This is a genomic window from Novosphingobium arvoryzae (assembly GCF_014652615.1).
GTDB classification, from domain to species: Bacteria; Pseudomonadota; Alphaproteobacteria; order Sphingomonadales; family Sphingomonadaceae; genus Novosphingobium; species Novosphingobium arvoryzae.
Map to the genome: position 1 here is coordinate 106,687 of NZ_BMZD01000004.1, position 25,274 is coordinate 131,960.

General features: G+C 68.4%; 25 protein-coding genes. 10 read left to right on the plus strand and 15 right to left on the minus strand.

Annotated features, from left to right (window positions below; all coding sequences use genetic code 11):
- The first annotated feature begins 34 nt into the window (after positions 1–34).
- Entirely contained in the window at positions 35–1,384 is a 1,350-nt protein-coding gene (locus IE113_RS09810; protein WP_189540920.1) for a methyltransferase family protein, read from the plus strand.
- Between the two features lie 17 nt (positions 1,385–1,401).
- Here the strand turns inward: IE113_RS09810 and IE113_RS09815 are convergent, their stop codons facing one another.
- The 3 genes from IE113_RS09815 to IE113_RS09825 are packed head-to-tail and all read right to left on the minus strand — an operon-like array spanning position 1,402 to position 3,885.
- Entirely contained in the window at positions 1,402–1,704 is a 303-nt protein-coding gene (locus tag IE113_RS09815) for a putative quinol monooxygenase (protein WP_189540922.1), read from the minus strand.
- Positions 1,704–3,089 (minus strand): glutamate--cysteine ligase, encoded by a 1,386-nt coding sequence (locus IE113_RS09820; RefSeq protein ID WP_189540924.1) that lies wholly within the window; start codon positions 3,087–3,089, stop codon positions 1,704–1,706. The genes IE113_RS09815 and IE113_RS09820 overlap by 1 nt, the downstream gene beginning before the upstream one ends.
- A gap of 52 nt (positions 3,090–3,141) precedes the next feature.
- On the minus strand, positions 3,142–3,885 hold the full coding sequence (locus tag IE113_RS09825; protein WP_189540926.1) for a 16S rRNA (uracil(1498)-N(3))-methyltransferase: 744 nt from the start codon (positions 3,883–3,885) through the stop codon (positions 3,142–3,144).
- A 44-nt stretch (positions 3,886–3,929) separates the two neighbouring features.
- On the opposite strand from IE113_RS09825, the gene ubiA reads away from it, so the two are divergent.
- Together ubiA and IE113_RS09835 are read left to right on the plus strand one after the other, a co-directional pair.
- Positions 3,930–4,832 (plus strand): 4-hydroxybenzoate octaprenyltransferase, encoded by a 903-nt coding sequence (gene ubiA / locus IE113_RS09830; protein WP_189540928.1) that lies wholly within the window; start codon positions 3,930–3,932, stop codon positions 4,830–4,832.
- Positions 4,832–5,428 (plus strand): SOS response-associated peptidase, encoded by a 597-nt coding sequence (locus IE113_RS09835; protein ID WP_189540929.1) that lies wholly within the window; start codon positions 4,832–4,834, stop codon positions 5,426–5,428. Before ubiA ends, IE113_RS09835 begins: the two co-directional genes overlap by 1 nt.
- A 7-nt stretch (positions 5,429–5,435) precedes the next feature.
- Here the strand turns inward: IE113_RS09835 and IE113_RS09840 are convergent, their stop codons facing one another.
- From IE113_RS09840 to IE113_RS09855, 4 genes are all read right to left on the minus strand, one after another.
- Positions 5,436–8,861 (minus strand): chromosome segregation SMC family protein, encoded by a 3,426-nt coding sequence (locus IE113_RS09840; RefSeq protein WP_189540931.1) that lies wholly within the window; start codon positions 8,859–8,861, stop codon positions 5,436–5,438.
- 30 nt (positions 8,862–8,891) lie between these two features.
- The gene (locus IE113_RS09845; protein WP_189540933.1) at positions 8,892–9,647 is read right to left on the minus strand and encodes a DsbA family protein; all 756 of its coding nucleotides are present in this window, start codon (positions 9,645–9,647) and stop codon (positions 8,892–8,894) included.
- 130 nt (positions 9,648–9,777) lie between these two features.
- A complete protein-coding gene (locus IE113_RS09850) occupies positions 9,778–10,485 on the minus strand; it encodes a thioredoxin domain-containing protein (RefSeq protein ID WP_189540935.1) in 708 nt (235 codons plus the stop codon).
- A complete protein-coding gene (locus IE113_RS09855; RefSeq protein ID WP_189540937.1) occupies positions 10,485–11,027 on the minus strand; it encodes a DUF721 domain-containing protein in 543 nt (180 codons plus the stop codon). Before IE113_RS09855 ends, IE113_RS09850 begins: the two co-directional genes overlap by 1 nt.
- A 43-nt stretch (positions 11,028–11,070) precedes the next feature.
- On the opposite strand from IE113_RS09855, the gene IE113_RS09860 reads away from it, so the two are divergent.
- From IE113_RS09860 to IE113_RS09885, 6 genes are all read left to right on the plus strand, one after another.
- Complete coding sequence (locus IE113_RS09860; protein WP_189540939.1) at positions 11,071–12,120, plus strand: A/G-specific adenine glycosylase; 1,050 nt, start codon at positions 11,071–11,073, stop codon at positions 12,118–12,120.
- A gap of 13 nt (positions 12,121–12,133) precedes the next feature.
- Entirely contained in the window at positions 12,134–13,444 is a 1,311-nt protein-coding gene (locus tag IE113_RS09865) for a serine hydrolase domain-containing protein (RefSeq protein ID WP_189540941.1), read from the plus strand.
- Positions 13,445–13,446: 2 nt separating this feature from the next.
- The gene (gene nudC / locus IE113_RS09870; RefSeq protein WP_189540942.1) at positions 13,447–14,319 is read left to right on the plus strand and encodes an NAD(+) diphosphatase; all 873 of its coding nucleotides are present in this window, start codon (positions 13,447–13,449) and stop codon (positions 14,317–14,319) included.
- Positions 14,316–14,996, plus strand: a complete 681-nt coding sequence (locus IE113_RS09875; RefSeq protein WP_189540943.1) for a DsbA family oxidoreductase — start codon at positions 14,316–14,318, stop codon at positions 14,994–14,996. Before nudC ends, IE113_RS09875 begins: the two co-directional genes overlap by 4 nt.
- A gap of 136 nt (positions 14,997–15,132) precedes the next feature.
- Positions 15,133–15,492, plus strand: coding sequence for a Flp family type IVb pilin (locus tag IE113_RS09880; protein ID WP_189540946.1), 360 nt, complete (start codon positions 15,133–15,135; stop codon positions 15,490–15,492).
- Between the two features lie 20 nt (positions 15,493–15,512).
- On the plus strand, positions 15,513–17,351 hold the full coding sequence (locus tag IE113_RS09885; protein ID WP_189540955.1) for a diguanylate cyclase domain-containing protein: 1,839 nt from the start codon (positions 15,513–15,515) through the stop codon (positions 17,349–17,351).
- 10 nt (positions 17,352–17,361) lie between these two features.
- On the opposite strand, the gene IE113_RS09890 is transcribed toward IE113_RS09885, so the two are convergent.
- Positions 17,362–17,775, minus strand: a complete 414-nt coding sequence (locus IE113_RS09890; protein ID WP_189540957.1) for a DUF1489 family protein — start codon at positions 17,773–17,775, stop codon at positions 17,362–17,364.
- A gap of 9 nt (positions 17,776–17,784) precedes the next feature.
- Complete coding sequence (gene mgtE, locus IE113_RS09895; RefSeq protein WP_189540960.1) at positions 17,785–19,218, minus strand: magnesium transporter; 1,434 nt, start codon at positions 19,216–19,218, stop codon at positions 17,785–17,787.
- 111 nt (positions 19,219–19,329) lie between these two features.
- Here mgtE and IE113_RS09900 point away from each other — a divergent pair, with 111 nt between their 5' ends.
- Positions 19,330–19,782, plus strand: a complete 453-nt coding sequence (locus IE113_RS09900) for a peptidylprolyl isomerase (RefSeq protein WP_189540962.1) — start codon at positions 19,330–19,332, stop codon at positions 19,780–19,782.
- A gap of 63 nt (positions 19,783–19,845) precedes the next feature.
- Here IE113_RS09900 and IE113_RS09905 read toward each other — a convergent pair whose 3' ends face one another.
- The 6 genes from IE113_RS09905 to IE113_RS09930 form a co-directional block, all read right to left on the minus strand.
- Positions 19,846–20,538 (minus strand): peptidylprolyl isomerase, encoded by a 693-nt coding sequence (locus tag IE113_RS09905; RefSeq protein ID WP_189540964.1) that lies wholly within the window; start codon positions 20,536–20,538, stop codon positions 19,846–19,848.
- A gap of 105 nt (positions 20,539–20,643) precedes the next feature.
- On the minus strand, positions 20,644–21,528 hold the full coding sequence (locus IE113_RS09910) for a LysR substrate-binding domain-containing protein (protein ID WP_189540965.1): 885 nt from the start codon (positions 21,526–21,528) through the stop codon (positions 20,644–20,646).
- A 5-nt stretch (positions 21,529–21,533) separates the two neighbouring features.
- Positions 21,534–22,448 (minus strand): hemolysin family protein, encoded by a 915-nt coding sequence (locus IE113_RS09915; RefSeq protein WP_189540967.1) that lies wholly within the window; start codon positions 22,446–22,448, stop codon positions 21,534–21,536.
- Positions 22,449–22,460: 12 nt separating this feature from the next.
- Positions 22,461–22,949 (minus strand): rRNA maturation RNase YbeY, encoded by a 489-nt coding sequence (ybeY, locus tag IE113_RS09920; RefSeq protein ID WP_189541368.1) that lies wholly within the window; start codon positions 22,947–22,949, stop codon positions 22,461–22,463.
- A 15-nt stretch (positions 22,950–22,964) separates the two neighbouring features.
- Complete coding sequence (locus tag IE113_RS09925) at positions 22,965–24,008, minus strand: calcium:cation antiporter (protein WP_229822264.1); 1,044 nt, start codon at positions 24,006–24,008, stop codon at positions 22,965–22,967.
- A 138-nt stretch (positions 24,009–24,146) separates the two neighbouring features.
- Positions 24,147–25,181, minus strand: coding sequence for a PhoH family protein (locus IE113_RS09930; protein ID WP_189540969.1), 1,035 nt, complete (start codon positions 25,179–25,181; stop codon positions 24,147–24,149).
- Between the last annotated feature and the right edge of the window lie 93 nt (positions 25,182–25,274).

Genomic DNA, 25,274 nt, shown 5'->3' on the forward strand with positions numbered 1-25,274 from the left:
CGGCCCTTTAACCCTTCGCCGTTAAGGCGGAGGGATGACCGCGCGCAATCCCGTGGCCGATCCCCGGCCCGCCAGCGATGTTTCGTCCGCCGTCGGCTTTGTCGGCGTGGGCGGGCTGTGCGCGTGGATTCTGTTCTGTCACTTCTATCCCGAGATCGCCTCGCTGCTGGGCCTGTCGGCAGAGCGCGGGCGGCTGACCGGGCCGATGGCGGCGCTGTTCGGGCTGGTTGCCGCCGCGCTGCCGATGGTGTTGTGGTCGGTGCTGGTGGACAAGGTCCACCGCCGCCCCTCGACCGGAATCGACTGGGACAATCCGCGCCCTGTGGCGGACATTATCGACATTTCGATCACGAAACTGGCGGGGCTGTGGGCCACGTGGGCGCTGATCGCCGGGCTCTATTGCCTCGGTCGGTGGTACTGGGACGATTTCTACGCGATCTCGATGCAGGTGCTGGGGCTGGCGGCGGTGCCGCTGTTCCTGCTCTCCATCCCCTACGTCATCTGGCTCGACCGGGTGTTGGTGGAGCCGCGCGACGCGTCCTGGCATTTCGGCGCGGCGCTGGTCGGGCGTGAGGCGCACGATCCGCAGATGATCTGGATTCACTTGCGCGCCTGGGCGGTGAAGGGCTTTTTCACCGCCTTCATGATCGCCATCGTCCCCGCCGCGTTCGCGGAACTGGTGGGCAAAGACTGGTCCGATCAGTTCGCCAATCCCGTGGCCTTCGCCGGCATTCTGGTGCTGCTGATGTTCGTGTTCGACGAACAGATCGGCACGGTCGGCTATATCCTCACCATGAAGCCGCTCGACGCGCAGATCCGCTCGGCCAACCCCTACCTCGCGGGCTGGGTTGCGGCGCTGGCGTGTTATCCGCCGTTCCAGCTGATGCAGGGCGGTGGGCCGCTGTTCTATCAGTCGAACACGGCGGACTGGACGTTCTGGCTGGGCGAATACCCCGCGCTGATGTGGGGCTGGGCCGGGCTGCTGGTGCTGCTCACCGCGATTTACGCCTGGGCGACCATCGCGTTCGGCATCCGCTTTTCCAACCTGACCTATCGCGGCGTGCTGACCAACGGCCCCTATGCCTACACGCGCCATCCGGCCTATTTGTCGAAGAATGCGTTCTGGTGGGTGTCGGTGCTGCCGTTCCTCGTCACCAGCGGGTCGCTGGTCGATGCGGTGCGCAACACGTTTTTCCTGGGCTGTGTCAGCGCGATTTACTTCTGGCGGGCCAAGACCGAGGAAGCCCACCTGCTGGGCGAAGACCCGAAGTATGGCGAATACCATGCGTGGATGAACCGCCACGGCCTCATCACCGCGCCGTTGCACCAGCTGTGGCAGGGGATTGCGGGGCGGCGCAGTCCGGTGTTGCAGGCGGCGGAGTAAGCCCGCCTCCTGCCGCCTCAGATCGTTTCCGATCCGCTCACTTCATAAACCGTGATGGCTCGCCCGGTCAGGCCCAGCCCGGCGCGTTCTTCGGCCCAGACGGCCATGTGCGGCGTTTTCAGATGCGCGGCGAGCTGCTCGCGGCTGGCCCAGACTTCGCTGACCCGGATCAGGCCGGGGTCCAGCACGTCCTCGGCATAATTGTATTCGATGCAGCCGTCCTCGGCGCGGGTGGCGTCCATCACCTTGCGCATCGCGGGGCGGGCTTCGTCCATCCGCTCGGCCGGAATGCGGAACTGCCCGATCACCGCGACCGTCATCAGAACGCTTCCTCGTACACGCGCGACAGGTCGCCGTTCCATTCGCCGTGGAACTTGTCGAGCAGGCGCTGCGCCGGAACCTTGCCGCTGGCGACGATTTCGTCGAGCGGGTTCAGGAAGGCGCATTCGTTGTCGCCCGCCTTGTTCAGCCGCGCCCGCGCGGCGAGGCCGCTGCGCGAGATGGCCAGCACTTCGGCGGCAATATCTTTCAGCTTGCCGCCGCCCCCAAAAACACCTTTGGGCAGCGGCGCATCCAGCCCCAGCTTCGGCACGGCGGAGCGCAGGGCTTCGCGCCCGTCCATGTCCCAGCCCTTGACCAAGTCCCATGCCGCATCGAGCGCGGTCTGGTCATAGAGCAGGCCGACCCACAGCGCGGGCAGCGCGCAGATCCGGCTCCACGGCCCGCCATCGGCACCGCGCATTTCGAGGAAGCTTTTCAGCCGCACTTCGGGGAACGCGGTGGACAGGTGATCCTGCCAGTCGCTCGCCGTCGGGCGTTCGCCGGGCAGCGCGGGCAGTTTCCCGTCGAGGAAATCGCGGAAGCTTTGCCCCGCCGCGTCGATGTACTTGCCGTCGCGGTAGACGAAGTACATCGGCACATCGAGCATGTATTCGGCGTAGCGTTCGTAGCCGAACCCGTCCTCGAACACGAACGGCAGCATGCCGGTGCGGGCCGGATCGGTATCCGACCAGATATGGCTGCGGTATGAGAGGAACCCGTTGGGCTTGCCATCGGTGAACGGCGAATTGGCGAACAGCGCGGTCGCCAGCGGTTGCAGCGCCAGGCTGGTGCGGAATTTCTGCACCATGTCCGCCTCGCTCGAATAATCGAGGTTCACCTGGATCGTGCAGGTCCGCAGCATCATGTCGAGGCCCATCGTGCCCACGCGCGGCATGTGCCGCAGCATGATCGCATAGCGGCCCTTGGGCATGATCGGCAGTTCTTCGCGGGTCTTGTCCGGCCACATGCCGAGGCCAAGGAAGCCCGTGCCGGTGCGCTCGCCAATCGCCTTGACCTGATCGAGGTGGCGGCCGGTTTCGGCGCAGGTCTGGTGCAGGTTTTCCAGCGGCGCGCCGGACAGTTCCAGCTGGCCCGCCGGTTCCAGGCTGATCGCCCCGTCGCTGCCCGACAGCGCGATGACGTTGCCGCCTTCGACCACCGGTTCCCAGCCGAAATCCTCCAGCGATTTCAGCATGTCGCGGATGCCGCCCGGTTCCTCGTAGGACGGGGCGTGATGATCGCTGCGGGCGAAGACCAGCTTTTCGTGCTCGGTGCCGATCCGCCAGCGGTCGCGCGGCTTTTCGCCCTTGATCATCGGGGCGATCAGCTGGGCGGTGCTTTCGATCACGGGATCGTTGCGATCTGAAACCTGTCGGGTGCTCATGGGCGGGAGTTAGTGCTTTGCAGGCCGCGATGCCAGCAAATTGTAAGCATTGCTACCAGTCGCCCGCTGTCCCCATCCACAGCGCGGTTCCGGCCATCGCGGCCGTCTCCCCGCGCAGGATGCGCGGCCCCAGCGTGATCGCGCGGGTGGCGGCGTGGGCGCGGATCGCGGTGCGCTCCTCCGCGTCGAAGCCGCCTTCCGGGCCGGTCAGCAAGGCGGCGGGGCCGGTGTGCGCGGCAAAGGCGGCAGCGGCCGGATCGCCGCCATTCTCGTCGGCAAAGAACAGCGCGCGCGCCGAATCCCACCCGCGCAGCAGCGCGTCCAGCTTCACCGGCGCGGCCAGCCGGGGCAGGGCGGTGCGGGCGCATTGCTCCGCCGCCTCGGTCAGGATCGCGGTCGCGCGGTCAAGGTTCAGCTTGTCAGCCACGCAGCGCCGGGTCAGCACCGGCTGAATCTGCCGAACGCCCAGCTCGCCGGCCTTTTCCAGCAGCAGATCGAACCGGTCCTTCTTCAGCAGCGCGGCGCAAAGCATGAAGTCCGGCACGTCCTCACGCGCGCGCAGCAGCATTTCGGGCACCAGCACCACATCCCGCTTGCCCGCGCTGGCGACGCGCGCGGCCCATTCGCCGGTCTGGTCGTCGCACAGGATCACCGCGTCGCCTGCGCCAATCCGCATCACGCGCGAAAGGTAATGCGCCTGCGGCCCGTCGATGGCCACGGCCACGCCCTCCGCCAGCGGGGCGGGGACGAACAGGCGCGGGGCGCTCTTGGGCGGCCAAGCAGGCGTAGCGGGCATGGCGTTCCTCTAGCGCATTTTCGCGGGCAGGCTAGAGAGCGGACATGACCGCCGAAATCGTTCCCGATTCCCAGCACAAGGGGCTGGTCGCTGCGCTGCCGGCGCGCTTGCGCAACTATGCCCTGCTGGCCCGGTTTGACCGGCCGATCGGCTGGTGGCTGCTGTTCTGGCCTTGCGCCTGGGGGCTGCTGCTGGCGGGTGGGCAGAGCCGGTGGGATTTGCTGGCGTGGATGCTGCTGGGTTCGATCGCGATGCGCGGGGCGGGCTGCGTCTATAACGACATTGTCGATGCCGATCTGGACAAGCAGGTTGCCCGCACCGCCGCGCGGCCCATCGCCAGCGGCGCGGTGAGCAAACGGGCGGCGTGGGTCTGGCTCTTGGCGCTCGCCGCGGTGGGCCTGATCGTGCTGCTGCAATTGCGCACCGCTGCGCAGCTGGTCGCGCTGGGCAGTCTGGCGCTGGTTGCGGCCTATCCCTTCATGAAGCGGATCACCGGGTTCCCGCAGGCGTGGCTGGGGCTGGTGTTCACCTGGGGCGCGCCGACGGGCTGGGTGGCGATCCGGGGCGACGGGCTGGACGTGCTGGCCGCGCTCTATGCCGGGGCGGTGCTGTGGTGCATCGGCTATGATACGATCTATGCCTGTCAGGACCGCGAGGATGACGCGATGGTCGGTATCGGCTCCAGCGCGCTGACGCTGGGGCGGCACGTGCGCGGCGGCGTCGCGGCGTTCTATGCCGGGGCAGTCTTGTGCTGGGCGCTGGCGTTCTGGTGGCTGCGGCCCGATCCGCTGGCGCTGCTGGCGCTGGCCCCCGCCGTGCTGCACCTGGGCTGGCAAGTGCTGACCCTGAACCCCGACGATGGCGACAACGCGCTCGCCCGGTTCCGCGCCAACCGCTTTACCGGGCTGCTGCTGGCGCTGGGCTGCTGGGTGGTCGGCAACGCCTGATGTGCAACCTCTACCGCCTGCACCAGTCCGCGGCAGAGGTGGCGAAAGTGTTCGATGTCGCCGCCGCGCCGGGGCTGAACTTCAGCGCGGAGGTCTATCCCGGCTATCCGGGGCTGGTGGTGGAAGGCGGCGCGGCGCGGGTGATGCACTGGGGCTTTCCGCTGGTCCTGACCGGCAAGCAGGGGCAGAAACTGAAGCCCAAGCCCGTCACCAATGCCCGCGACGACAAACTGCACACCGCGTTCTGGCGCGACAGCTTCGTCCACCGCCGCTGCCTGGTTCCGGTCAGCCAGTGGGCCGAACCGCGTGGGGCACCGCGCCGGATGACGCGCAGTTGGTATGGCCTGCCCGATGCGAACCTGTTTGCGGTGGCGGGGCTGTGGCGACCAACTGCCGAATGGGGCGATTGCTATACGCTGGTTATGGTCGACAGCAGCGCGCAGATGGCCGAGGTGCATGACCGGATGCCGGTAATCCTGCACCGCGCCGACTGGCCGCGCTGGACCGGCGGTGCGCCCGCCGAGGCCTTTGGCCTGTGCAAGACCTGGACCGGCGCGCTGGCGGCTGACCATACCGACCAGCGCTGGGCGGGCTGAACCGGCCCTATTCCGCCGCGAGCAACCGCTCGGCCGCGCTCAGGTCCACGCTGACGAGGCGCGACACCCCGCGTTCGACCATCGTCACCCCGAACAGGCGGTGCATCCGGCTCATCGTCACGGCGTTGTGGGTGACGATCAGGTAACGGGTGTCGGTTTCCTTCACCATCGCGTCGAGCAGGTCGCAGAACCGTTCGATATTGGCATCGTCGAGCGGCGCGTCGACTTCGTCCAGCACGCAGATCGGCGCGGGGTTGGTCAGGAACAGCGCGAAGATCAGCGCGACCGCCGTCAGCGCCTGTTCCCCGCCCGACAGCAGGGTCAGCGATTGCAGCCGCTTGCCCGGCGGCTGGGCATAGATTTCAAGGCCAGCTTCCAGCGGATCGTCCGAATCGACCAGCGCCAGATGCGCCTGCCCGCCTTCGAACAGGCGCGTGAACAGGCGGCGGAAATGGCCATCGACCGCCTCGAACGCGGCGCGCAGCCGTTCGCGGCCCTCGCGGTTGAGGCTGCCGATCGAGCCGCGCAGGCGGTTGACCGCTTCGGCCAGCTCGGCCTGTTCTGCCGCGCTGGTGCCCTGCCGCGCTTCGGCCGCGGCGAGTTCTTCGGCGGCGACCAGGTTGACCGGGCCGATCCGTTCCCGGTCGGCCACCAGCCGGTCATGCGCGGCGGATTCCTCGGGGGCAGAGGCGACTTCGGCAGACGCGAAGCCGAACCGTTCGGGCAGCAACGGGGGCGGGCACTGGAACCGCTCGCCCGAAATCCCGGCCATTTCCTGCCGCCGCGCTTCCTCGTTCTCGGCCCGCGCGGTCGCCCCGGCGCGGGCTTCGCGGGCAGAGGCGAGCGCTTCGTTGGCGGCGGCAAAGGCGGTTTCGGTGCGGCGCGCGGCCTCGGTGGTTTCGGTCACGCGCACCTCGGCGGCGGCAAGGTCGGCGGCCAGCCGGGTGCGGATCGCCTCGCCCGCCTCGATCTCGCGCAGCAGGCTGGCGGGCTTGGCGGCGACGACCGCACGTTCCTCGGCAATTTCCTCGAACCGGCGGGTCATCTGCGACAGGCGGCTAGCGGCATCCCCGGCGCGGGCCTGCCAGCCCTTGATGTCGCTGCGCTGGGTGGCGGTGCGCTCGCGCGCAACGGCCAGCGCCGAATCGTGTGCGGCCAGCGCGGCGGTTGCGGCCTGCAGTCCGGTGCGGGCACCATCGTGGCGGGCCTGCGCGGCGGCGAGTTGGGCGCGCCCGCTGGCCATGTCGGGCAGGGCGGCGCGTTTGGCCTGCGCGGCGTCGCGCTCGGCTTCGGCCTGCTTGCGCTGTTCGGCCAGATCGGTCGCGGCGGCGGCGAGTTCGGCGCGGCGAGCCTCCAGCCGGGCCTTGGCGGCCTCCGCTTGATCGACCCCGCGCAGCGCGGCGCGTTCGGCATCGGCAGCGGCAGCGGCAGCGCGTTCGGCCGCGACGATGGCCAGTTGCAACTCGCTGAGCGCGGCGGCCACGCGGGCCTGATCGGCCTCTGCCGCTGCGGCGACATCCCGCAAGGGCGGCAACTGCGCTTCCAGTGCGGCAAAGCGGTTTTCCGCCTCCAGCCGCGCCGCTTCCGCCGCGCCTTCGCCGCGCGCGACGAACCCGTCCCACCGGCGGATGCGCCCGGCCAGCGTCACCAGCCATTCGCCCGGAGCCAGCGCCCGGCCATCATCGGCTTCGGCCACGTGGACCAGCGCCAGCCGCGCGGCGAGCTGCGGTGGGCATTCGGGAACATGCGCGGCAAGGCTGTCCGCCACCGGCTGCGGCGCCGCCGCCCCGGTCCAGTAGCGCCCGTCCTCGTCCGCCGGCGCGGGGCCCAGCGCGGTCTTGGCGTCGCGCCCCAGCACGGCGGCGAGCGCGCGTTCATAGCCCGGCTCGGCGCGCACGGCGTCGAGCGCGACCGGCAGGCCATGCTTGGCGCTGGCCTGCTTGGCGCGCGCCTCGCGGTCGCGCAGCAGCGCGGTATATTCCCGCTCCACTCCGGCCAGTTCGGCCCGTGCGGCGGCCAGCGCGCTGGAGGCGGTGTCGCGCTCGGCCTGCAACTCTCCCTTGCGGGCCTGCTGCGCTTCCAGTTCGGCGCGGGCCGTTGCCAGCGCTTCGGCGGCGGCGGCGCGGGCGCGTTCGGCCTCGGCCAGCGCGGCGTCTGGATCGCCTTCGCGGGCCAGACTGTCGCGCAAGTCCTGCTGGCGGCGGGCGTCGGCGTCGAGGCGGGCAAGGCGCTGATCGGCGGCGGCAAGGGCGGCATCGGCCACGCGCCATTCCGCCTCCACCCCGGCCTGCTGCGCGGTGGCGTTGGCGAGGGTGAGTTCGGCGCTGCGCAGCGCGCGATCAGCTTCTTCCAGTGCGGCCACCACCGACGGGCGGCGAGCCTCGTCGGCGGTGAGGGCGGCTTCGCTGGCGGCAAGTTCGCGCTCCAGCCGGCCCAGCGCCTCGGCGGCATCGCGGGTCAGCCGGTCGGCATCGCCGCGATCCTCCTCCAGCCGCTGGTGCTGCCGGTCGAGGTCCTTGAGGCGCTGTTCGGCGGCTTCGAGCTGGCTGGTCAGCTGGGCCATGCGGTGGCCGTGGGCGGTGGCATCGTCGCGCCGGTCGGCCAGCTCGTCGCGCGCCTCGGCCAGCGCTTCGGCCGCAGCGTGCTGGGCGTCCTGCGCGGCTTTCATCGCGGCTTGCGTGTCGGTCACGCGCGTGTCCGCCGCTTGCGCTTCGGCCCGGGCGGCGGCAGCGGCGGCGGCGGCATCGCGCCAGCGGGCAAAGACCAGCCGTGCCTCGGCCACGCGGACCTTTTCCGACAGCGCGGTATAGCGTTCGGCCGCGCGGGCCTGGCGGCGCAGGGTGGCGATCTGCTGGTCGAGCCCGGCCATCAGGTCTTCCAGCCGCGCTAGATTGGCTTCGGTCGCGCGCAGTTTCTGCTCGGCGTCCTTGCGCCGCACGTGCAGACCCGCGATCCCCGCCGCTTCTTCCAGCATCATCCGGCGTTCGGCAGGCTTGGCCGCGATCACGGCGGCGATCCGCCCCTGCGAGACGAGCGCCGGGGAATGCGCACCGGTAGCGGCATCGGCGAACACCAGCGCGACGTCCTTGGCCCGCACATCACGGCCATTGACGCGATAGGCGCTGCCCGCCCCGCGTTCGATCCGGCGGACGACTTCCAGTTCCTCGCGCGCGGCGGTTTCCGCGACCAGCACCACTTCGGCAAAGTCGCGCGGCGGGCGCTGGGCGGTGCCCGCGAAGATCACATCTTCCATCCCGCCGCCGCGCATCGACTTGGGCGAGCTTTCGCCCATGACCCAGCGGATCGCTTCGAGCAGGTTGGACTTGCCGCAGCCGTTGGGGCCGACGACCCCGGTCAGCCCCGGTTCGATGCGCAGTTCAGCCGGCTCGACAAAGCTCTTGAAGCCGGAGAGCCTGAGCCGCCTGAAGCGCATCGGACCGGGCCTGTTACCCGTTCACCCGGATCAGCGGGCGCCCAGCCGTTCGAGGTCGGCCTTCAGCTTGTCCCAGGTGTTGTAATCGGTCTTCTGGCCGTTGAGCAGGAACGTGGGCGTCCCTTCGATCTGGTACTGCTCGCCCGCGGCCTGGGTCTGCGCGGCCAGCTTTTCGGCCTTGGCGGCGTCGGCGAGGCAGGCGTTGGCCTGATCCTTGGAAATGCCGCGCGCGGTGACGTATTCGGTCAGCCCAGTCAGTTCGCCCAGCGCCGGGCCGCGCTGCGCCGGCGGCAGCGAGAAGGCAGCCTGCTGCTGTTCCTTGCTGGCGGACTGCGCCTTTTCAAAGATGCCGGCCTGATAGGCGAACACCTGATCGGTCAGCGCGAAGAAGGTTTCCGGGGTGCCGCACTGGGTCAGCTGGGTGGCGGTAATGTCGATCGCATCGCGCACGAAATTGCGCAGTTCATAGCTGACCCGGCCGCTGGCGACGAAGTTGTCGCGCAGTTCGGCGCTGGCCGCTTCGGCGAATTCGGCGCAGTGCGAGCAGGTCAGCGAGGCGAATTCGACGATCTTGATCGGCGCATCCGGGTTGCCCATGCGGTAGCCGCCCTCTGGCGTGATCACGACGGTCTCGGCCCACGACTTGCCCGCGGGCGGGGCGATCCTGGCAATCGGTTCGCCGGTCGGCCCGGCGGGAGCAGCGTCTTCCTTGCTGCCGCAAGCGGCGAGGCCAAGGGCCAGCGGAGCCAGCGCGGCGGAGAGCAGGATGCGGCGGAATGCGGTCATCGTTGGTCGTCCTCGAAATGATCTGCCGACAGGCTAACCCGGCGGCGCGGGGGATTGAAAGGATCATGGTGGATTGGCGCACAGCCTTCTCCACAGGGGATTGCCGATAAATAGCGTTTCCGCGGCGAAACTAAAGCCGCGCCGCGATCTGGGGTTCCAGCAGGTCCCACCCGTTGGTGCCGACCAGCAATTGCCCGTTCAGCGTGAACGAGGGGGTGTGATCCACGCCCAGCTTGTCCGACGCCGCCGAAATCGCGGCGAGCCGTTCGGCCAGGGCGTTGTCGCTGATGCACTTGTCCAGCGTCATCCGGTCATACCCGCGCGTGGCCATCATGTCATAGAAATGGAAATCACTGGCCACGGCGCGCATCCGCATCGCGCGGTCGCCAGTGTACCAGCGGTTGCGCTGGGCCGGGGTGGAGCGGGCAATGCCCTGGATCCACTTCGACTGGCTGCGCAGGAACATCGAATGGTTGATCAGGAACTTCGACGGCGGCCCGCAATTGACCAGCTGGGCAATGGTGGCATCGACCGGATCGCGCAGGACGTGGTTGATCTCCACCGACACCGCGCCGGACTGGACATACTTCAGCCGCAGCGCCGCTTCGGACGCGATGTGGAATTCCGCGCAGTGCGAGCAGGTGTAGCTGACGTATTCCCCCAGCCTGACCTTGGCATTGGGGTTGCCCAGCAGATGGGTGCCGCTGGGCGTGCGGGCGACCAGGGCGTTCCAGTTGGCGGGCGCGGCGGCACGCGTCGCGGCCTTTTTCGGGGCCGGAGCAGCGGCAAGACTGGTTGAAGCGATGGCCAGCACGGCCAGCAGGCGGATCGCGCGCATTACTTGGTCTTGTCCCCTTCGTTGGTGCCCAGGCTGCGCGCCAGCGATTCCAGCACGGTGCGCAGTTCCGGATCGCCGATATCGCGCAGGCTTTCGCCCAGTTCCAGCGGAATCGGGCGCAGCGATGGCGGCGCGGCGGTGGTCGGTTTGGCGGGCGGCGGCTTAACCTCGCCTTGCCGGATCTTCACTTTGGCAACGGCCTTGTAGCCGAAGAAGCGGTTCACCCGCTCGATGATTTCGGGAACGACGTGCTGGATGATCGGCGCGTGTGCCGGGACGACCACCAGTTGCAGGATGCCATCGGCCTTTTCACCGGGAGGGAAGCGGATCGATTCCGGGGCGCAGATGCGGGCGTGACTGGGGCCGACGATTTCGGGCCAGCGGGTGACGACGCTGGACTGGACGAAGCCGAACCGGCGAAAGGCCGTGCGGCCGATTTCGGGCATCAGATCGGCAATGGCGCGCACGCCGGAGCCGCGCGGCCGCTCGAACTTGCGGCCCGAACTGCCAGTGCTGCTGCCTTTGTCTCCGGTCTTGGTCATTGCTGGCGTTCCATTGTGCTGCGCGCTTTGCCATAGCGGGGCGATGGACGCCAGCACGCAGACCATCGCCGCCGCCTTGCTCGGCTGGTATGACGCCAATGCCCGCACGCTGCCCTGGCGCAGCCCGCCGGGATCGCCGCCGCCCGATCCCTACCGGGTGTGGCTGTCCGAAGTGATGCTGCAACAGACCACCGTCGCGGCGGTCGGCCCCTATTTCGCAAGGTTCACCACGCGCTGGCCGACAGTGGAGGCACTGGCGGCGGCGGACGAGGCTGAGGTCATGGCCGCATGGGCGGGGCTGGGATACTATGCCCGCGCCCGCAACCTGATCGCCTGTGCAAAGGCCGTCGCGGCGCGTGGCGGGGTGTTTCCGGGGACCGAGGCGGAGCTGCGCGCCCTGCCGGGGCTGGGTGCCTATACCGCCGCAGCGGTCGCCGCGATCGCGTTTGAGCAGCGCGCCGTGGTGGTTGACGCCAATGTCGAGCGGGTCGTGGCGCGGCTGTTCGCGATCGATGAACCGCTGCCGGGCGCGCGCAAGGCGATCCGGGCGCGGGCGGATGCCATCACGCCGCAAAGCCGCGCGGGCGATTTCGCGCAGGCCATGATGGACCTGGGTTCGGGCGTCTGCACGGTCCGCGCGCCGCGCTGCCTGCTCTGCCCGCTGAGCCACGCCTGCGCCGGGCGCGCGGCGGGGGCGGAGCGGTTTCCGGTCAAGCCGCCCAAGGTCGCCAAGCCGCAGCGGCGCGGGCGGGCGTTCTGGATCGAGCAGGACGGCGCCGTCTGGCTGGTGCGGCGCGGGGGCACGGGCATGCTCGCGGGGATGCGCGCGCTGCCCGATGACGGCTGGAGCGCGCGCGGGGATGGCGCAGGCGAAGCGCCGCTGCCGGATGCTGCTTGGGCCAACGGCGGCGCGGTGCGGCACGGCTTCACCCATTTCGATCTCGATTTGCAATTGATGCTTTATTCGGGAAGCGATTGGGTTAGTTTCCCCCCCGACGCGGGCGAGTGGTGGCCGCTGGACCAGCTGGAAACGGCTGGCCTGCCCACCCTGTTCGCCAAGGCCGCGCAACTGGCGATGGCGCAAAAAGAATAGTCGGGAGAATACCTTGCCTGCTGAATTTCATGTCGAACTGACGCGCCGCCGCCTGCTTTCTTCCGGGCTGTGGCTGGGGGCCGGAGCAGGGCTGGCTGGCCTGCCGCTGGCGCGCGCGCTGGCCGCGCCGCAGCCGTTGCCGTGGACCAACGTGACCGGGCTGATCGACAGCTATGTCGCGCCGCGCAAGCTGGCCGGGGCCGTGGCGGCGATGGGGCGCGGGTTCGATCCGGCGCAGATCATCGCGCGCGGCACCCACGCGCTGGACAATCCCGTCCCGATCGGCGCGGACAGTCTGTTCCGGATCTATTCGATGACCAAGCCGATCACCGGCATGGCGGCGATGATCCTGATCGATGAAGGCAAGCTGGTGCTGGACCAGCCGATTGCCGATCTCCTGCCGAAGTTCGCGAAGATGCAGGTGCAGGCCGTGCCGGATGGTTCGATCACCGAACTGGTGCCGGCGACCCGCGCGATCACGGTGCGCCACCTGCTGACCCACACGGCGGGGCTGGGCTATTCGATCATCCAGACCGGCCCGATCAAGACCGCTTATGAACGCGCGGGCGTGGTGCCGGGGCAGGTCAGCCGGACCCAGGCGCGCGGGATGCCGGACGTGCCGACCGCGCCGAGCCTGGCCGAATTTGCCGACCGGCTGGCCGAGCTGCCGCTGGTCTATCAGCCGGGGACGCAGTGGAGCTATTCGGTCAGCCTGGACCTGCTGGGCCGGGTGATCGAACTGGCCAGCGGGCAATCGTTCGAGGGTTTTCTGCAAGACCGCCTGTTCGGCCCCTGCGGCATGGACAGCACGTTCTTCCGCGTTCCCGCGTCTGCGGCGGCGCGGCTGACCGACAATTACGGCGTCGACAAGACCGGGCTGGTCCCGCTCGATCCGGCGGGCAATTCGATCTACCTCGATGCCCCCGCGTTCCCGTTCGGCGGGGCGGGGCTGGTATCCAGCCCGCGCGATTACGACCGGTTCCTGCTGATGTTGCTGGGCAAGGGCGTGCTGGGCGGCAAGCGCGTGATGAGCGAGCGGGCCGTGACCGTCGGCATGTCGAACCTGCTGCCCGAAGGTGCGGCGACCGCGGGAACGATGGTCGACAGTGCGGGCTTTGGCGCGGGCGGCCGGGTTGGCCTTGGCAACACTTCCGGCCAGTTTGGCTGGGGCGGTGCGGCCGGGACCGTGGCGATGGTGGATGCCGCGCGCGGGGTCCGCGCTTCGTTCTACACCCAGTACATGCCGTCCAACGCCTATCCGCTGCATGCCGATTTCCCCAAGGCGGTTGCCGCTGACATGATCGCCCTGGCCAAGGGAGCCTGACGATGCAGATTGCCTTTGCCGGATCGCGGCTGGACCGCGCCGATCACATCCGCGCCGATCCGGACCGGCTGGAAAGCCTGATGGACTGGCGCGCGCGGCTGCTTCGGCTGGACGGGCTGGACCCTGAAATCACGCCCGAAGGCACGCTGGCGTGGGGCACCCTGGCCGATGCCGCGCCCGACAGCGAACTGGTGTTCCTGGGCCTGCGCGACGGGAAGGGCTGCTTTGCCGAAGTCGCGGCCAAGCTGATCGGCTCGGTCGCGCCCGCCAATCCGCGCCTGTGGGCGGCGATGTCGGCGCTCGATCCGGAAGAACTGGCGACCTATGGTGCGGCGCGCTCGCTGGTGGACTGGCATGCCCGTCACCGCTTCTGCGCGCGCTGCGGTGCGCCGACCCGGCTGGCCAAGGGCGGCTGGCAGCGCAATTGCACCAATGATGCCTGCAAGGGCGAGCATTTCCCGCGCGTCGATCCGGTCACGATCATGCTGGTCGAGCATTCGGGCCGCCTGCTGCTGGGCCGCCAGCCGCGCTTTCCCCCGCGCCGCTTTTCCGCACTGGCGGGGTTCGTGGAGCCGGGCGAAAGCATCGAGGAGGCCGTGGCGCGCGAAGTGCTGGAGGAAGCCGGGGTGCGGGTCACGTCCGTGTCCTACATCGCCAGCCAGCCCTGGCCGTTCCCGTCCAGCCTGATGATGGGCTGCCATGCCGTGGCCGCAGACGACGCGCTGACCATCGACACGACCGAGCTGGAAGAGGCCGACTGGTTCACGCGTGAGGAAGTTGCCGCCGCGATGGCCGGGGACGAGGGCGGGCGGTTCCTCGCGCCGCCGCCCCAGGCGATTGCGCATCACTTGCTGAAATGGTGGCTCGAACGATGACCCAGCCCGCCAAACTCACCATCGACATCTACTCCGACGTCATGTGCCCGTGGTGCGTGATCGGTTACAGCCAGTTGAACAAGGCGCTGGGCGAACTGGCGGGCGAGGTCGAGGCGGAGGTCCGCTGGCTGCCGTTCGAGCTGAACCCCGATATGCCTCCCGAAGGCGAGGGGCAGGACGAACACATCGCCCGCAAGTATGGCCGCACGCCCGATCAGGTCGCGGCAAATCGCGGGCAGTTGCACGGTGCGGGCGACCGGGCGGGCTATTCGTTCCGCTATGCCGGGCCGGGCGATGCGCCCAAGGCGATGATGTGGAACACCAACCGTGCCCACCGCCTGCTCAAATGGGCGCTGATCGAAGCCGGGCCGACAGTCCAGACCGCGCTGAAGCGGGCGCTGTTCGATGCCCATTTCCAGCAGCGCCGCAACGTGTCCGATTCCGCCGTGCTGGTGGAACTGGCCGAGGGCGTCGGGCTTGATCCGGCCGGAGCCGCCGCTGCGCTCGATGACGAGACGCTGGGCCTGCTGGTTCGCCGCGAACAGGCCGCCGCGTGGGACATGAACATTTCGGGCGTGCCGGCGATGATCGTCAACGGTAAGTACCTGATCCCCGGGGCGCAGGAGCCTGAAGTCTATGCCAACGCCCTGCGCCGGGTCGTGGCCAAGGGCCTATAGCGCCGTTTACCTCGGATTTACCGCAAGCGTTGGCAATAACTTCAAAAGGTTATGCGACTACGCTTCCAAGCTCGAATCCCGATGCGGGCGGTAGCAAGAGGTCGCAATGTCTATTTTCATCGCACGGACGCGTTCCGTGCTTCGCCGTTTGCAGCGCGATCGCGCCGGCGTTTCCTCGCTTGAACTGGGCATTGTGGCATCCCTGATCGCGCTGGCCGCGCTGCAGGGCCTGACGCTGCTGGGCGGTGAAGTGGAGAGCGATGTGAACGCGGCGACCGGCGCGGTGACCGAAAAGCGGTCGGTGCGGGCGGATCCGTTTGCCGGGCGCGAACGCACCGGCACGGCAGAGACGGAGAATCCCACCGAACCGCCGATTGCCGCGGCAGAGGCCATGCCGGATCAGGTTGCCGAACCGCCCTATGAGGTGGTGCAAGAATACACCGTGAACGCAACCCAGCCTCCACCGGCGGCGCAAACGGTCTTGCCTGCGCCTTGACGATCGCTGCCGAGCGCCGCTTGCGCACGATCGCTGTCCGGCTGCGTACATGGTGGCGGCCAATCCTCACGGCGGTGATGCTGTGCCTGGCGATGCTGTTGATCGGGCCGTCCGATCCGCTGGACCGCCGCCTGTCGGACCGGTTGCTGGTGCGCCAGGCGCTGCCGGCCGAACCGGCCTTGCTGGTGGTGGAAATCAATGCCGCCGACATGCGCGCCTACGGCGGCCCGCCGATCAGCCGCGCCCTGTTGGCGCGGATGCTCGACCGGCTGGCCGAAGGCGGCGCGCGCCGCGTGCTGGTGGACCTGATCCTGACCGAGCCGCTGGACGCCGGAGTCGACCGCCAGCTGTCCGCGGCAATGCGGCGGCTGGGGCCGAAGCGGCTTGCCCTGGTGTCCGGTGTGCATCCCGGCGAACGACCCTATGCCGCGTTCATGCGCAGCACGGCGCTGGTGGATGGGCGGCTCACCCCGGATCCGGACAGCTGGCATCGCAGGATCGGCTATGCCGATGCGAACTGGGGCGCAAACCCCGCGATCTGGCTGGCGACCGGACGGGCCGATCCGGCGCCCGTTGCCCTGGACCTGAGGATATCCGCGCGCGCGGTTGAGCGGCGCAGCGCCGGCCAGCTGCTGGCCAGCCGCGATTCGCTGGATGGGCGGATCGTGGTCATCAGCGCCAGTCCCCAGATCGCGCCGTCACGCGTCATGCTGCCGCTGAACCAGGCCGCCAGCCGTGGCACCGTGCTGGCCCTGGCGGCGCAGGGCGTGTTGCAGGGCTACCCGGCGATGCAGGAACGCGGGGCGATCATGAACGGCGTGCTGCTGGTCATGAGCGTGGCGCTTGGCTTTGCCGCCGCGCTTTCGGCGCGGTCGGGGCGGATGCTGGTGCTGTTGCTGCTGGCGGGCGGTGCGGTCCTGTTCTCGCTGAGCCTTGCGGTGGGACGGAGCTATGCGGTCGAAGTGTTTCCGGCGCGCATCCTGGCGACTTTCCTGGTCATGGCCAATGTCACCGTGATCCAGCGCTTGCGCATCGTCCCGATGATGGCGTCGTTCCTGCGCGGGGACGTTACCCCGGAGGAGGCCTGGGTCTGGCGCAGCTGGGACAATTCCAGCCACCCGGCGCTGCTGCTGGCGGCTGACGGGCGGATCAAGCGGTTCAATCCGGCCGCCGCGGACCTCGTCGCGCGTCATGGCGACCACCTCGCCCCGCTGTGCGCGCCGCGACTGGGCGAACGGGCCGAGGAACTGGAACTGACCGGGCCGGAGGGCGCGTCATCCTGGTTTCTGCTCGATTGGCCGGACCCGCGCATTGCGATGGTCATCCTGCGCGACAACACGGCGATCCAGACGGCCCACGATGCGATGCGTCGCCAGCTGTTGACCGACGAACTGACCGGCAAGGCGAACCGGCGCGGCTTTGATCATGCCCTTGATCTCGCGGCGGGACGGGGCAGGGCCTTCGCCGTGTTCTTCATCGACATGAACGGGTTCAAGGCCGTGAACGATACGTATGGCCATGATGCCGGCGATGAACTGCTGGTGATCGTGGCCAGCCGTCTGGGCGCGCTGGTGGGGCCAGAGGACGTTGTCGCCCGGCTGGGCGGGGATGAATTCGCCGTGGTCGTGACCAGCATGGACGATGCGGTCCGCGCGCGCGAACTGGCCCAGGCGATGCGGCGGGCGATTGCCGAGCCGTGCTGGCTCAGCAGCGTGGCGGCGAGCGTTGTCGTCGGGGCCGCGGTAGGCCACGCGCTGGCTGCGGCGGATGGCACGCGGTCCGACCCGGCGGCTCTCGTCCGGCGCGCTGACAAGGCCATGTATCGCGACAAGCTGGGCTCGAAGCTGAAAGCGGCCTGATCGCCGGCGTCTAGACCAGTCCCAGCCGCGCCAGGTTGGCGGCGAGTTCGCCAGGCAGGACATCGCCCGCCGTCTCGCCATCGGCGAGGTCGCGCGGGGCATCGGCCTCGGTCAGGTAACGCCAGCCCTGATGGGCGCGCTTGGGCGAGGGGTGGACGTCGATCAGCCGGGCGGAAATGACGATGTGGGTGCGGCCGTTCTCCGCCTCCTCGAACCCCAGGATTTCCGACCGGGCGACCAGCTGGTGCTTGTAGATCCAGAACAGCGAGCCATTGGCCGAACCGTCACCGGGCACGATTTCGGCATGGCGCTTGGGCAGATAGCGGGTGGTCAGCCGCGCGATCTCGCCGCGTCCGGCAAACCAGTCGTGCAGTTCTTCCAGCGATTGCGCGCCATAGGCGACTTTGGTGAGGTGCAGCGGCATGGGCCGGCCCTATCCCACCAGTCCTGATGCGACGGCAAGACCCAGGAACGCGAAAAAGCCCATCGAATCGGTAATCATCGTCACGAACACCGAACTGGCCACCGCCGGGTCCTGGCCCATGCGGTCCAGCGTGACCGGCACCAGCACGCCGGCCAGGCCCGCGGTGACGATGTTGGTCAGCACCGCCGCGCCGATCACCGCGCCCAGCAGCGGGCTGGCAAAGACCAGCGCCGTCGCCAGCCCGATCAGCGTGGCGACCGTGCCGCCGTTCAGCATCGCGACGCGCAATTCGCGCCACAGGATGCGGCGGGTGTTGGCGCGGGTCAGCTGGTTGGTGGCAAGAGCGCGCACCGCCACGGCCATCGTCTGCGTGCCCGCATTCCCCCCGATCGAGGCGACCATGGGGGACAGCGCCGCCAGCGCGACCAGCTTTTCGATCGCGCCGCTGAAGCTGGAAATGATCGTCGCGCCCAGCAGCGCGGTCAGCAGGTTCGCGACCAGCCAGCGCACGCGGCTGACATAGCTGTCGCGGATCGGCTCGTTGACGTCGCCATCGCCCGCACCGGACAGCAGCAGCACGTCCTCGCCCGCTTCTTCCTGGATGATGTGGACGACGTCATCGACGGTGATCTGGCCGACCAGCCGCCCGCTTTCATCGACGACAGCGGCGGAAATCAGTGCGTATTTCTGGAACCGCAGCGCGACTTCTTCCTGGTCCATGCTGACCGGGATCAGCGTCTGGTCGCGCTGCATCACGTCGGTCAGGCGGATCGCGCGGGGCGTGCGCAGGATCCAGCTGAGCGCGCAGGTGCCGACCGGGTGGTGGCGCGCGTCGACGATGAACACTTCCCAGAACTCGTTGGCCAGCTCGTGGCTGTCGCGCAGGAAATCGATCAGGTCGCCCACGGTCATGTGTTCGGGCACGGCCACGAAATCGCGGCTCATCAACCGGCCGGCGGATTCTTCCGGGTAGGACAGCGCGCTTTCGATCGCGGCGCGGTCTTCCGGCTCCATCTCGGCCAGCACGGCCTGCTGGTCGCGCTCGTCGAGGTCCTCCAGCATCGCCACCGCGTCGTCGGTATCGAGCTGTTCGGCAATATCGGCGATGGCTTCGGCGGGCAGCGATTCGACCAGCAGCTCGCGCACGTGGTCGTTCAGCTCGGCAAACACCTCGCTGCCCATCAGGTCGTTGATCGCCTTGGCGAGCACCGGCCGTTCCTCGACCTCGATCAACTCGAACAGGTCGGCGATGTCGGCAGGGTGGAGCGGCTCCACCAGCGCATAGACGGTTTCCTGGTCGTCCTCGGCCAGCGCATCCTGCACGCGGCGGACGAAGTCCTTTTTCAGGGTGTTCTCTTCGTCCAGACTATCGGATTCGCGCGGAAGTTCGGCCGCGTGTGCGGCATCGTCCAGCAGCGTGAGATCGCGATCCTCGACAGTCATTGCGGCCGGTCTAGGCCGGTCGCGCGCAAAAGCAACCGGGCAGCGCTGTCAAAAGCGTGACTTTGTGGCGCGCGCGCTTATATCCCGCTGCAATTGCCACAGGAGATTGCAATGGCTGACGAATACCTGACCCTTTCGCTCGACAGCGGCGGCGACGTGAAGATCAAGCTGCGCCCCGATCTGGCCCCCGGCCACGTCGCGCGCATCACCGAACTGGCGCGCGAAGGGTTCTATGACGGGGTGAAGTTTCACCGCGTGATCCCCGGCTTCATGGCGCAGGGCGGCTGCCCCAACGGCACCGGCATGGGCGGTTCCAGCAAGCCGGACCTCCAGGCCGAATTCAACAACGAACCCCACGTGCGCGGCGTGTGCTCGATGGCGCGCACCAGCTATCCGCACTCGGCCAACAGCCAGTTCTTCATCTGCTTCGATGACGCGACGTTCCTGGACCGCCAGTACACCGTCTGGGGCGTGGTCGAGGAAGGCATGGAATTCGTCGACGCGCTGCCGAAGGGCGAACCGCCGGCGAAGCCGGGCGTGATCCTGAAGGCGACGGTTTCGTAAGCAGCCGGCCTCAGCGCTAACCCACAAGCCCCCTCATCCCGTGATGAGGGGGTTTTTGTTTGCCTACGGCGCGGGCGGGATCGGCACCCGCCGCGCGGTGAGGATCTTCACGGGCTTGTCCAGCATCTGGCCTTTTAGCGGCCCTTCGCCCTTTTCCGGCGGGCGCGGGGCTTCCCAGATCTTCAGCGCGACATCCATGCCCGACACCACGTAACCGAACGCGGCGAACCCGGCTTGCAGGTCCGGGTTGTCGGACTTCGGATCGGCGTCCAGCCCTTCCAGGTCTGACACCAGGATCGAAAAATCGGCCATGGCCGTACCCGGCGCATGGCGCGCCATCGAAATCGCGCCGCGCTTGTGCAGGATGCCGGTCACGTTGGTCGGCTCGTGCGCGATGGGTTTGAGCACTTTCAGCGGATTGGATTGCAGCCCGCCCTGAATGAGGCCGTTGGGCGGGGCGCCCCACGGCAGGTGCATCGCCCGGTAGAACACCGCGCCATCGAACTTCTTCAGATCGACATAGCGCACGAAATTGGCGGTTGTGATCGGCGCGCGCTTGTGATCGAGGTCCAGCTCGATCGTGCCCAGTTCGGTCACCAGCGCCACGCGCACGGTATCGGGCAGGGGCAGCGGAGCGGGGGCAGGCGCGGCGGGGCGCGGCTTGGCGGCGACGGCGCGGGGCTTGGCCTTGGGCGGAGTGGCGGCTGCCAGCACGAGCAGCGCGGGGATGGCGAGCAGGGCGAATCGGCGGTCCATGGCGGCATTATGTCGCGCGCTCGTCTGAACGCCACCTGCCAGAGAGTCACAATCGTAGCCGTGGCCCCGGATCAAGTCCGGGGCGACGGCAAAAGGAACGAGCGGCTAGAGCGCCGCCTTCACCAGCCAGTCGTGGAAAATCCGCACCGCGCGCACTTCCAGCGCGTGCGGGCGGCAGATGAACCAGTACGAATAGGGGCTTTCCACTTCGACATCGAACAGCTTGGCCAGACGCGTGTCATGGCTGCGGTTGAAGTGGTCATCGTGCATGATCGCGATGCCCAGCCCGTTGGCGGCGGCTTCGAGGATCAGCTGGCCCGAATCGTAATGGTCGATCGCGGCTGGTTCCAGGTTTTCCATCCCCAGCGCCTTTTTCCACGCGGTGAAGCTGGCGGGCAGCTCGGTGTGGATCAGGAACGTCTGGCGCGAAAGGGCGGCGGCATCGGGGTTCTGGCCGATTTCCTCGGCCAGCGCGCGCGAGGTGAAGGCATAGACCCGGTTGTGATCCAGCCGCACCGCATGGAACGCGGGGTCGGGCTTCTTCGCCAGGATGATCGCCGCGTCCAGCGTATCGCCAACGCGCTGTTCCAGGTGCGGGCTGGTATCGAAATCGATGTGCAGGCGCGGGTGCTGCTTGCGCAGTTCCGGCAGGCGCGGGAACAGGCGCTGCGATCCGAACAGCGGCAGGATGCCCAAGTGCAGGCGCATGACCTTGCTGTCCTCGATCTGCCCTTCGACAGCGGCGGCCAGTTCATCGAACTTGGGGCTGACCGCCTCGTAAAAGGCGGTGCCATCGTCGGTCAGCTTCATCGCCTGGTGCTGGCGCGTGAACAGCCGCTTGCCGATGAAATCCTCCAGCGCGGCAACCCGGCGCGACAGCGCGCTGGGCGACAGGCCCAGTTCGTCGGCGGCAGCGCGGGCGCTGCCCAGCCGGACGATCCGCACGAAGGCTTCGATCGCGCGGAGGGGAGGAAGGCGGCGGATGGCCAAGGCGATTACTCTTCGGGGGCGTCCTGGGGAGTCGGCGGGTGCAGGCGCAAACGGGTAACGTGTTTTTCGTTGCCCGCAATCACTTCCAGCTTCCAGCCGCTGTCATGGTCCAGAATTGCCCCGACCGGCGGAACCGCTTCGGCCAACAGGAATGCCAGGCCGCCCAGCGTATCGACGTCTTCCTCGACCTCGCCCAGCCGCGGATCGACCGTCGCGCCGACTTCTTCCAGTTCGACGCGGGCATCGGCCTCCCACATTCCGCCGTCCAGCGGGACCAGCAGGACTTCGGGTGCATCGTCGTGCTCGTCCTCGATCTCGCCGACGATTTCCTCGACCAGATCCTCGATCGTGATGATCCCGTCGGTGCCGGAATACTCGTCGATCACCACGGCCAGGTGGACGCGGCTGGCGCGCATGTCGGCCAGCACGTCCAGCGCGCCGCGCGCCTGCGGCACGAACAGTGGCTGGCGCAGCAGGGTGGCCCAGTCCTTCGGCGGGGCCTTGCCCGTGGCGAGGTAGGGGAAGATGTCCTTGATCAGGACCATCCCGACGATCTCGTCCAGCGTCTCGCGATAGACGGGCATGCGGGAATGGCCGTGCTGGGCAAAGGCGGCGACCATTTCGTCCCAGCTCGCGGTTTCGGGCAGCGCGATGATCTCGCCACGCGGAATCGCGACGTCGTCGGCGTCGTTCTCGCTGAAATGCAGCAGGTTGCGCAGCATTTGCCGTTCCAGCGGGGACAGGTCGCCCGCGGCCGTTCGGCCGTTGGCGTCGTCCTCATGCTCGTCGATGGCTTCTTCCAGCTGCGCGCGGAGGGATTGGTCGGCCTCGGGCGTGCCGATGAACTTGCGGACCATGCGCCACAACGAGCGCCTACTGTCCGGTTCTCCAGAATGAGGTTCGGGCATTGCCCAGGACATTTCCTTGTTGCTTCAGTGGTCCCCATATGGGTCGGCAATGCCCATCAGGGCAAGCGCCTTTATTTCCAGCTGTTCCATTATCCGGGCATCGTCGGCGGAAATCTCGTGGTCGTGCCCGGCCAGGTGGAGCAGGCCGTGGACGATCAGGTGCGCGGCGTGATGGTCCAGCGGCAGGCCCTTTTCCGCCGCTTCGCGCGCGCAGGTTTCCAGCGCCAGGGCAATGTCGCCCAGCAGTTCCGGCGGGCCGGCGGGGGGCAGGTCCAGCAGGTCGTCGCGCTCCAGCATGGGGAACGACAGCACGTTGGTCGGCTTGTCCTTGCCGCGCCATTCGCGATTCAGCACGTGGACTTCGGCATCGTCGGCAAACAGCAGGCTGGCCGTCAGGCGCGGGTTGGCGAGTTCCGGGGCCACCGTCGCCAGCGCGGCGGCGGCACGGTGGGCCAGGTCCTCCCAGTCGGGAGCGGCGGGCCAGTCGGCCTCGATGGCGATATCAAGCAGCAGGGTCTGGGTCATGGATCAGGGCACCAGCGTGGTGAACAGGAATGTCGCCATCAGCACCAGGTGCAGCACGCCCTGCACCACGGTGGTCCGCCCGGTGCCCAGCGAGAGCGAGGCGACGAACAGCGTCAGGATCAGCAGCACGGTGGAAATCTGCGACAGGCCCAGCGCCAGCTTCAGGTCGAGCCACATGGCCACCACGGTGACAGCCGGAATGGTCAGCCCGATGGTCGCCAGTGCCGAACCGAGCGCGAGGTTGAGGCTGGTCTGCAAATGGTTGCGCCGCGCCGCGCGCCAGGCGGCAAGCCCTTCTGGCAGCAGCACCAGCGCGGCGATGATGATTCCGACCACCGCGCGCGGCGCGCCGGCGGCGGCAACGGCACTGGTGATCAGCGGCGAAAGCGCCTTGGCCAGCAGCACCACCGCGATCAGCGCGATCACCAGCAGCGCGCCGCTGGCCAGCGCCGTGCCGCGCGCCAAGGGCGGAAACTGTTCGGCCAGGGCGCTGCGCTCATCCTCCACATCGGGGTGCAGGAAATATTCGCGGTGGCGCACCGTCTGCGCGACGACGAACGTGGCATAGATGATCAGCGAGATCGTCGCCACGAACAGCAGTTGCGCGGGCGAATAATAGGGGCCGGACATGCTGGTGGTGAAATTGGGCAGGACCAGCGTCAGGATCGACAGCACCGCCAGCATCGCGAGGCCCGCGCTTACGCCATAGCGGGTGAATTGCTGTTCGTGATGCTTGCTGCCGCCCGCCAGCAGGCACAGGCCGACGATCCCGTTCAGCACGATCATCAGTGCGGCAAACACCGTGTCGCGGGCCAGCGCGGCCTCGCCGGGGCCATCGGCCAGCATCAGCGAGATGATCAGCGCCGTTTCGATCACTGTCACCGCCACGGCCAGCAGCAGCGTGCCGAACGGCTCGCCCACCTGGTGGGCGATCGCCTCGGCATGATGGACCCCGGCCAGCACCGCCCCGATCAGGATCGTCGCAACCAGTGCGCCCAGCCACACGGACGCGGACGGATCGAGCAGCAGGGCCGCCAGCCCCAGCAACGGCGCGGCGATGGTCCAGCGCGGAATGCGGTGCGGCGCGGCAGGCGGGGATGCGGGCGATGATGCGGGCGCGATAAGGGGCCTCCGGGGTCGGTTCAGTCCCGTATATAGGAACCCCGCGCCCGATTTCGAGTCAGGTCAGCTGCCCGGTCCCTCATAGGCCTCGACGATCCGGCCCACGATCGGGTGGCGCACCACGTCGGCCACGGTAAAGCGGGTCACGGCGATGCCTTCGACCCCCTCCAGCCGTCCCACCGCGTCGTTCAGCCCGCTCATCGCGGGGCCGCCGGGAATGTCGACCTGCTTGGGGTCGCCGCAAATCACCATCCGGCTGTTCATGCCGAAGCGGGTCAGGAACATCTTCATCTGTTCGCGGGTGGTGTTCTGCGCCTCGTCCAGGATCACGAAGGCATCGGCCAGCGTGCGGCCGCGCATGAAGGCGATCGGCGCGATCTCGATCTCGCCGCTGGCGATGCGCCGCTCCACCTGTTCGGGCGGCATGCAATCGTAGAGCGCATCATAGAGCGGGCGGAGATAGGGATCGACCTTCTCCTTCATGTCGCCGGGCAGAAAGCCCAGCCGCTCCCCGGCTTCGACCGCCGGGCGCGACAGGATCAGGCGCTGGACGCTGCCGGTGATCAGCTGGCTGACCGCCTGCGCCACCGCGACATAGGTCTTGCCGGTGCCAGCCGGCCCCAGCGCGAAGATCACGTCCTTGCTGGCCAGCGCGCGCATGTATTCCACTTGCGTGGCGCTGCGCGGAACGATGGTTTTCTTGCGGGTGCGGATCATCACCGACGGCGTGTCCTGCCCGCCCGAAACGATCCCTTCCAGGGTCGGTTCGGCCGACATCGTGATCAGCGATTCGACTGTCCCGGCATCCAGTTCATGCCCCTGCATCAGCCGCTGGTGCATCCCTTTCAGCACATCGCGCGCGCGGGCGACGGCGTCTTCGGGGCCTTCGATCTGCACCCGGTTGCCGCGCGCGGCAATATACACGCCCAGCCGGTTCTCGATCATGACGAGGTTGGCATCGAACTGTCCGAACAGCGCCCCCAGGATGGTCGCTTCCTCGAACTCGACCTCCGTCCGGGCGCGCGAGGATTGCGCGCGGGGGGAGAGGTCGCTGCGGGTATGCGCCGGTTCATGGGCGCGGACAGGTTTGCGGGCCATGCGCTCCTTTCAAGGGGGCCGAACGCGGCCCCGATTCGGAAGATAGGCGCCCTTGGTGCGGGCGCAAGCTGGGGGCGGGCGCGCAGCGGTGGA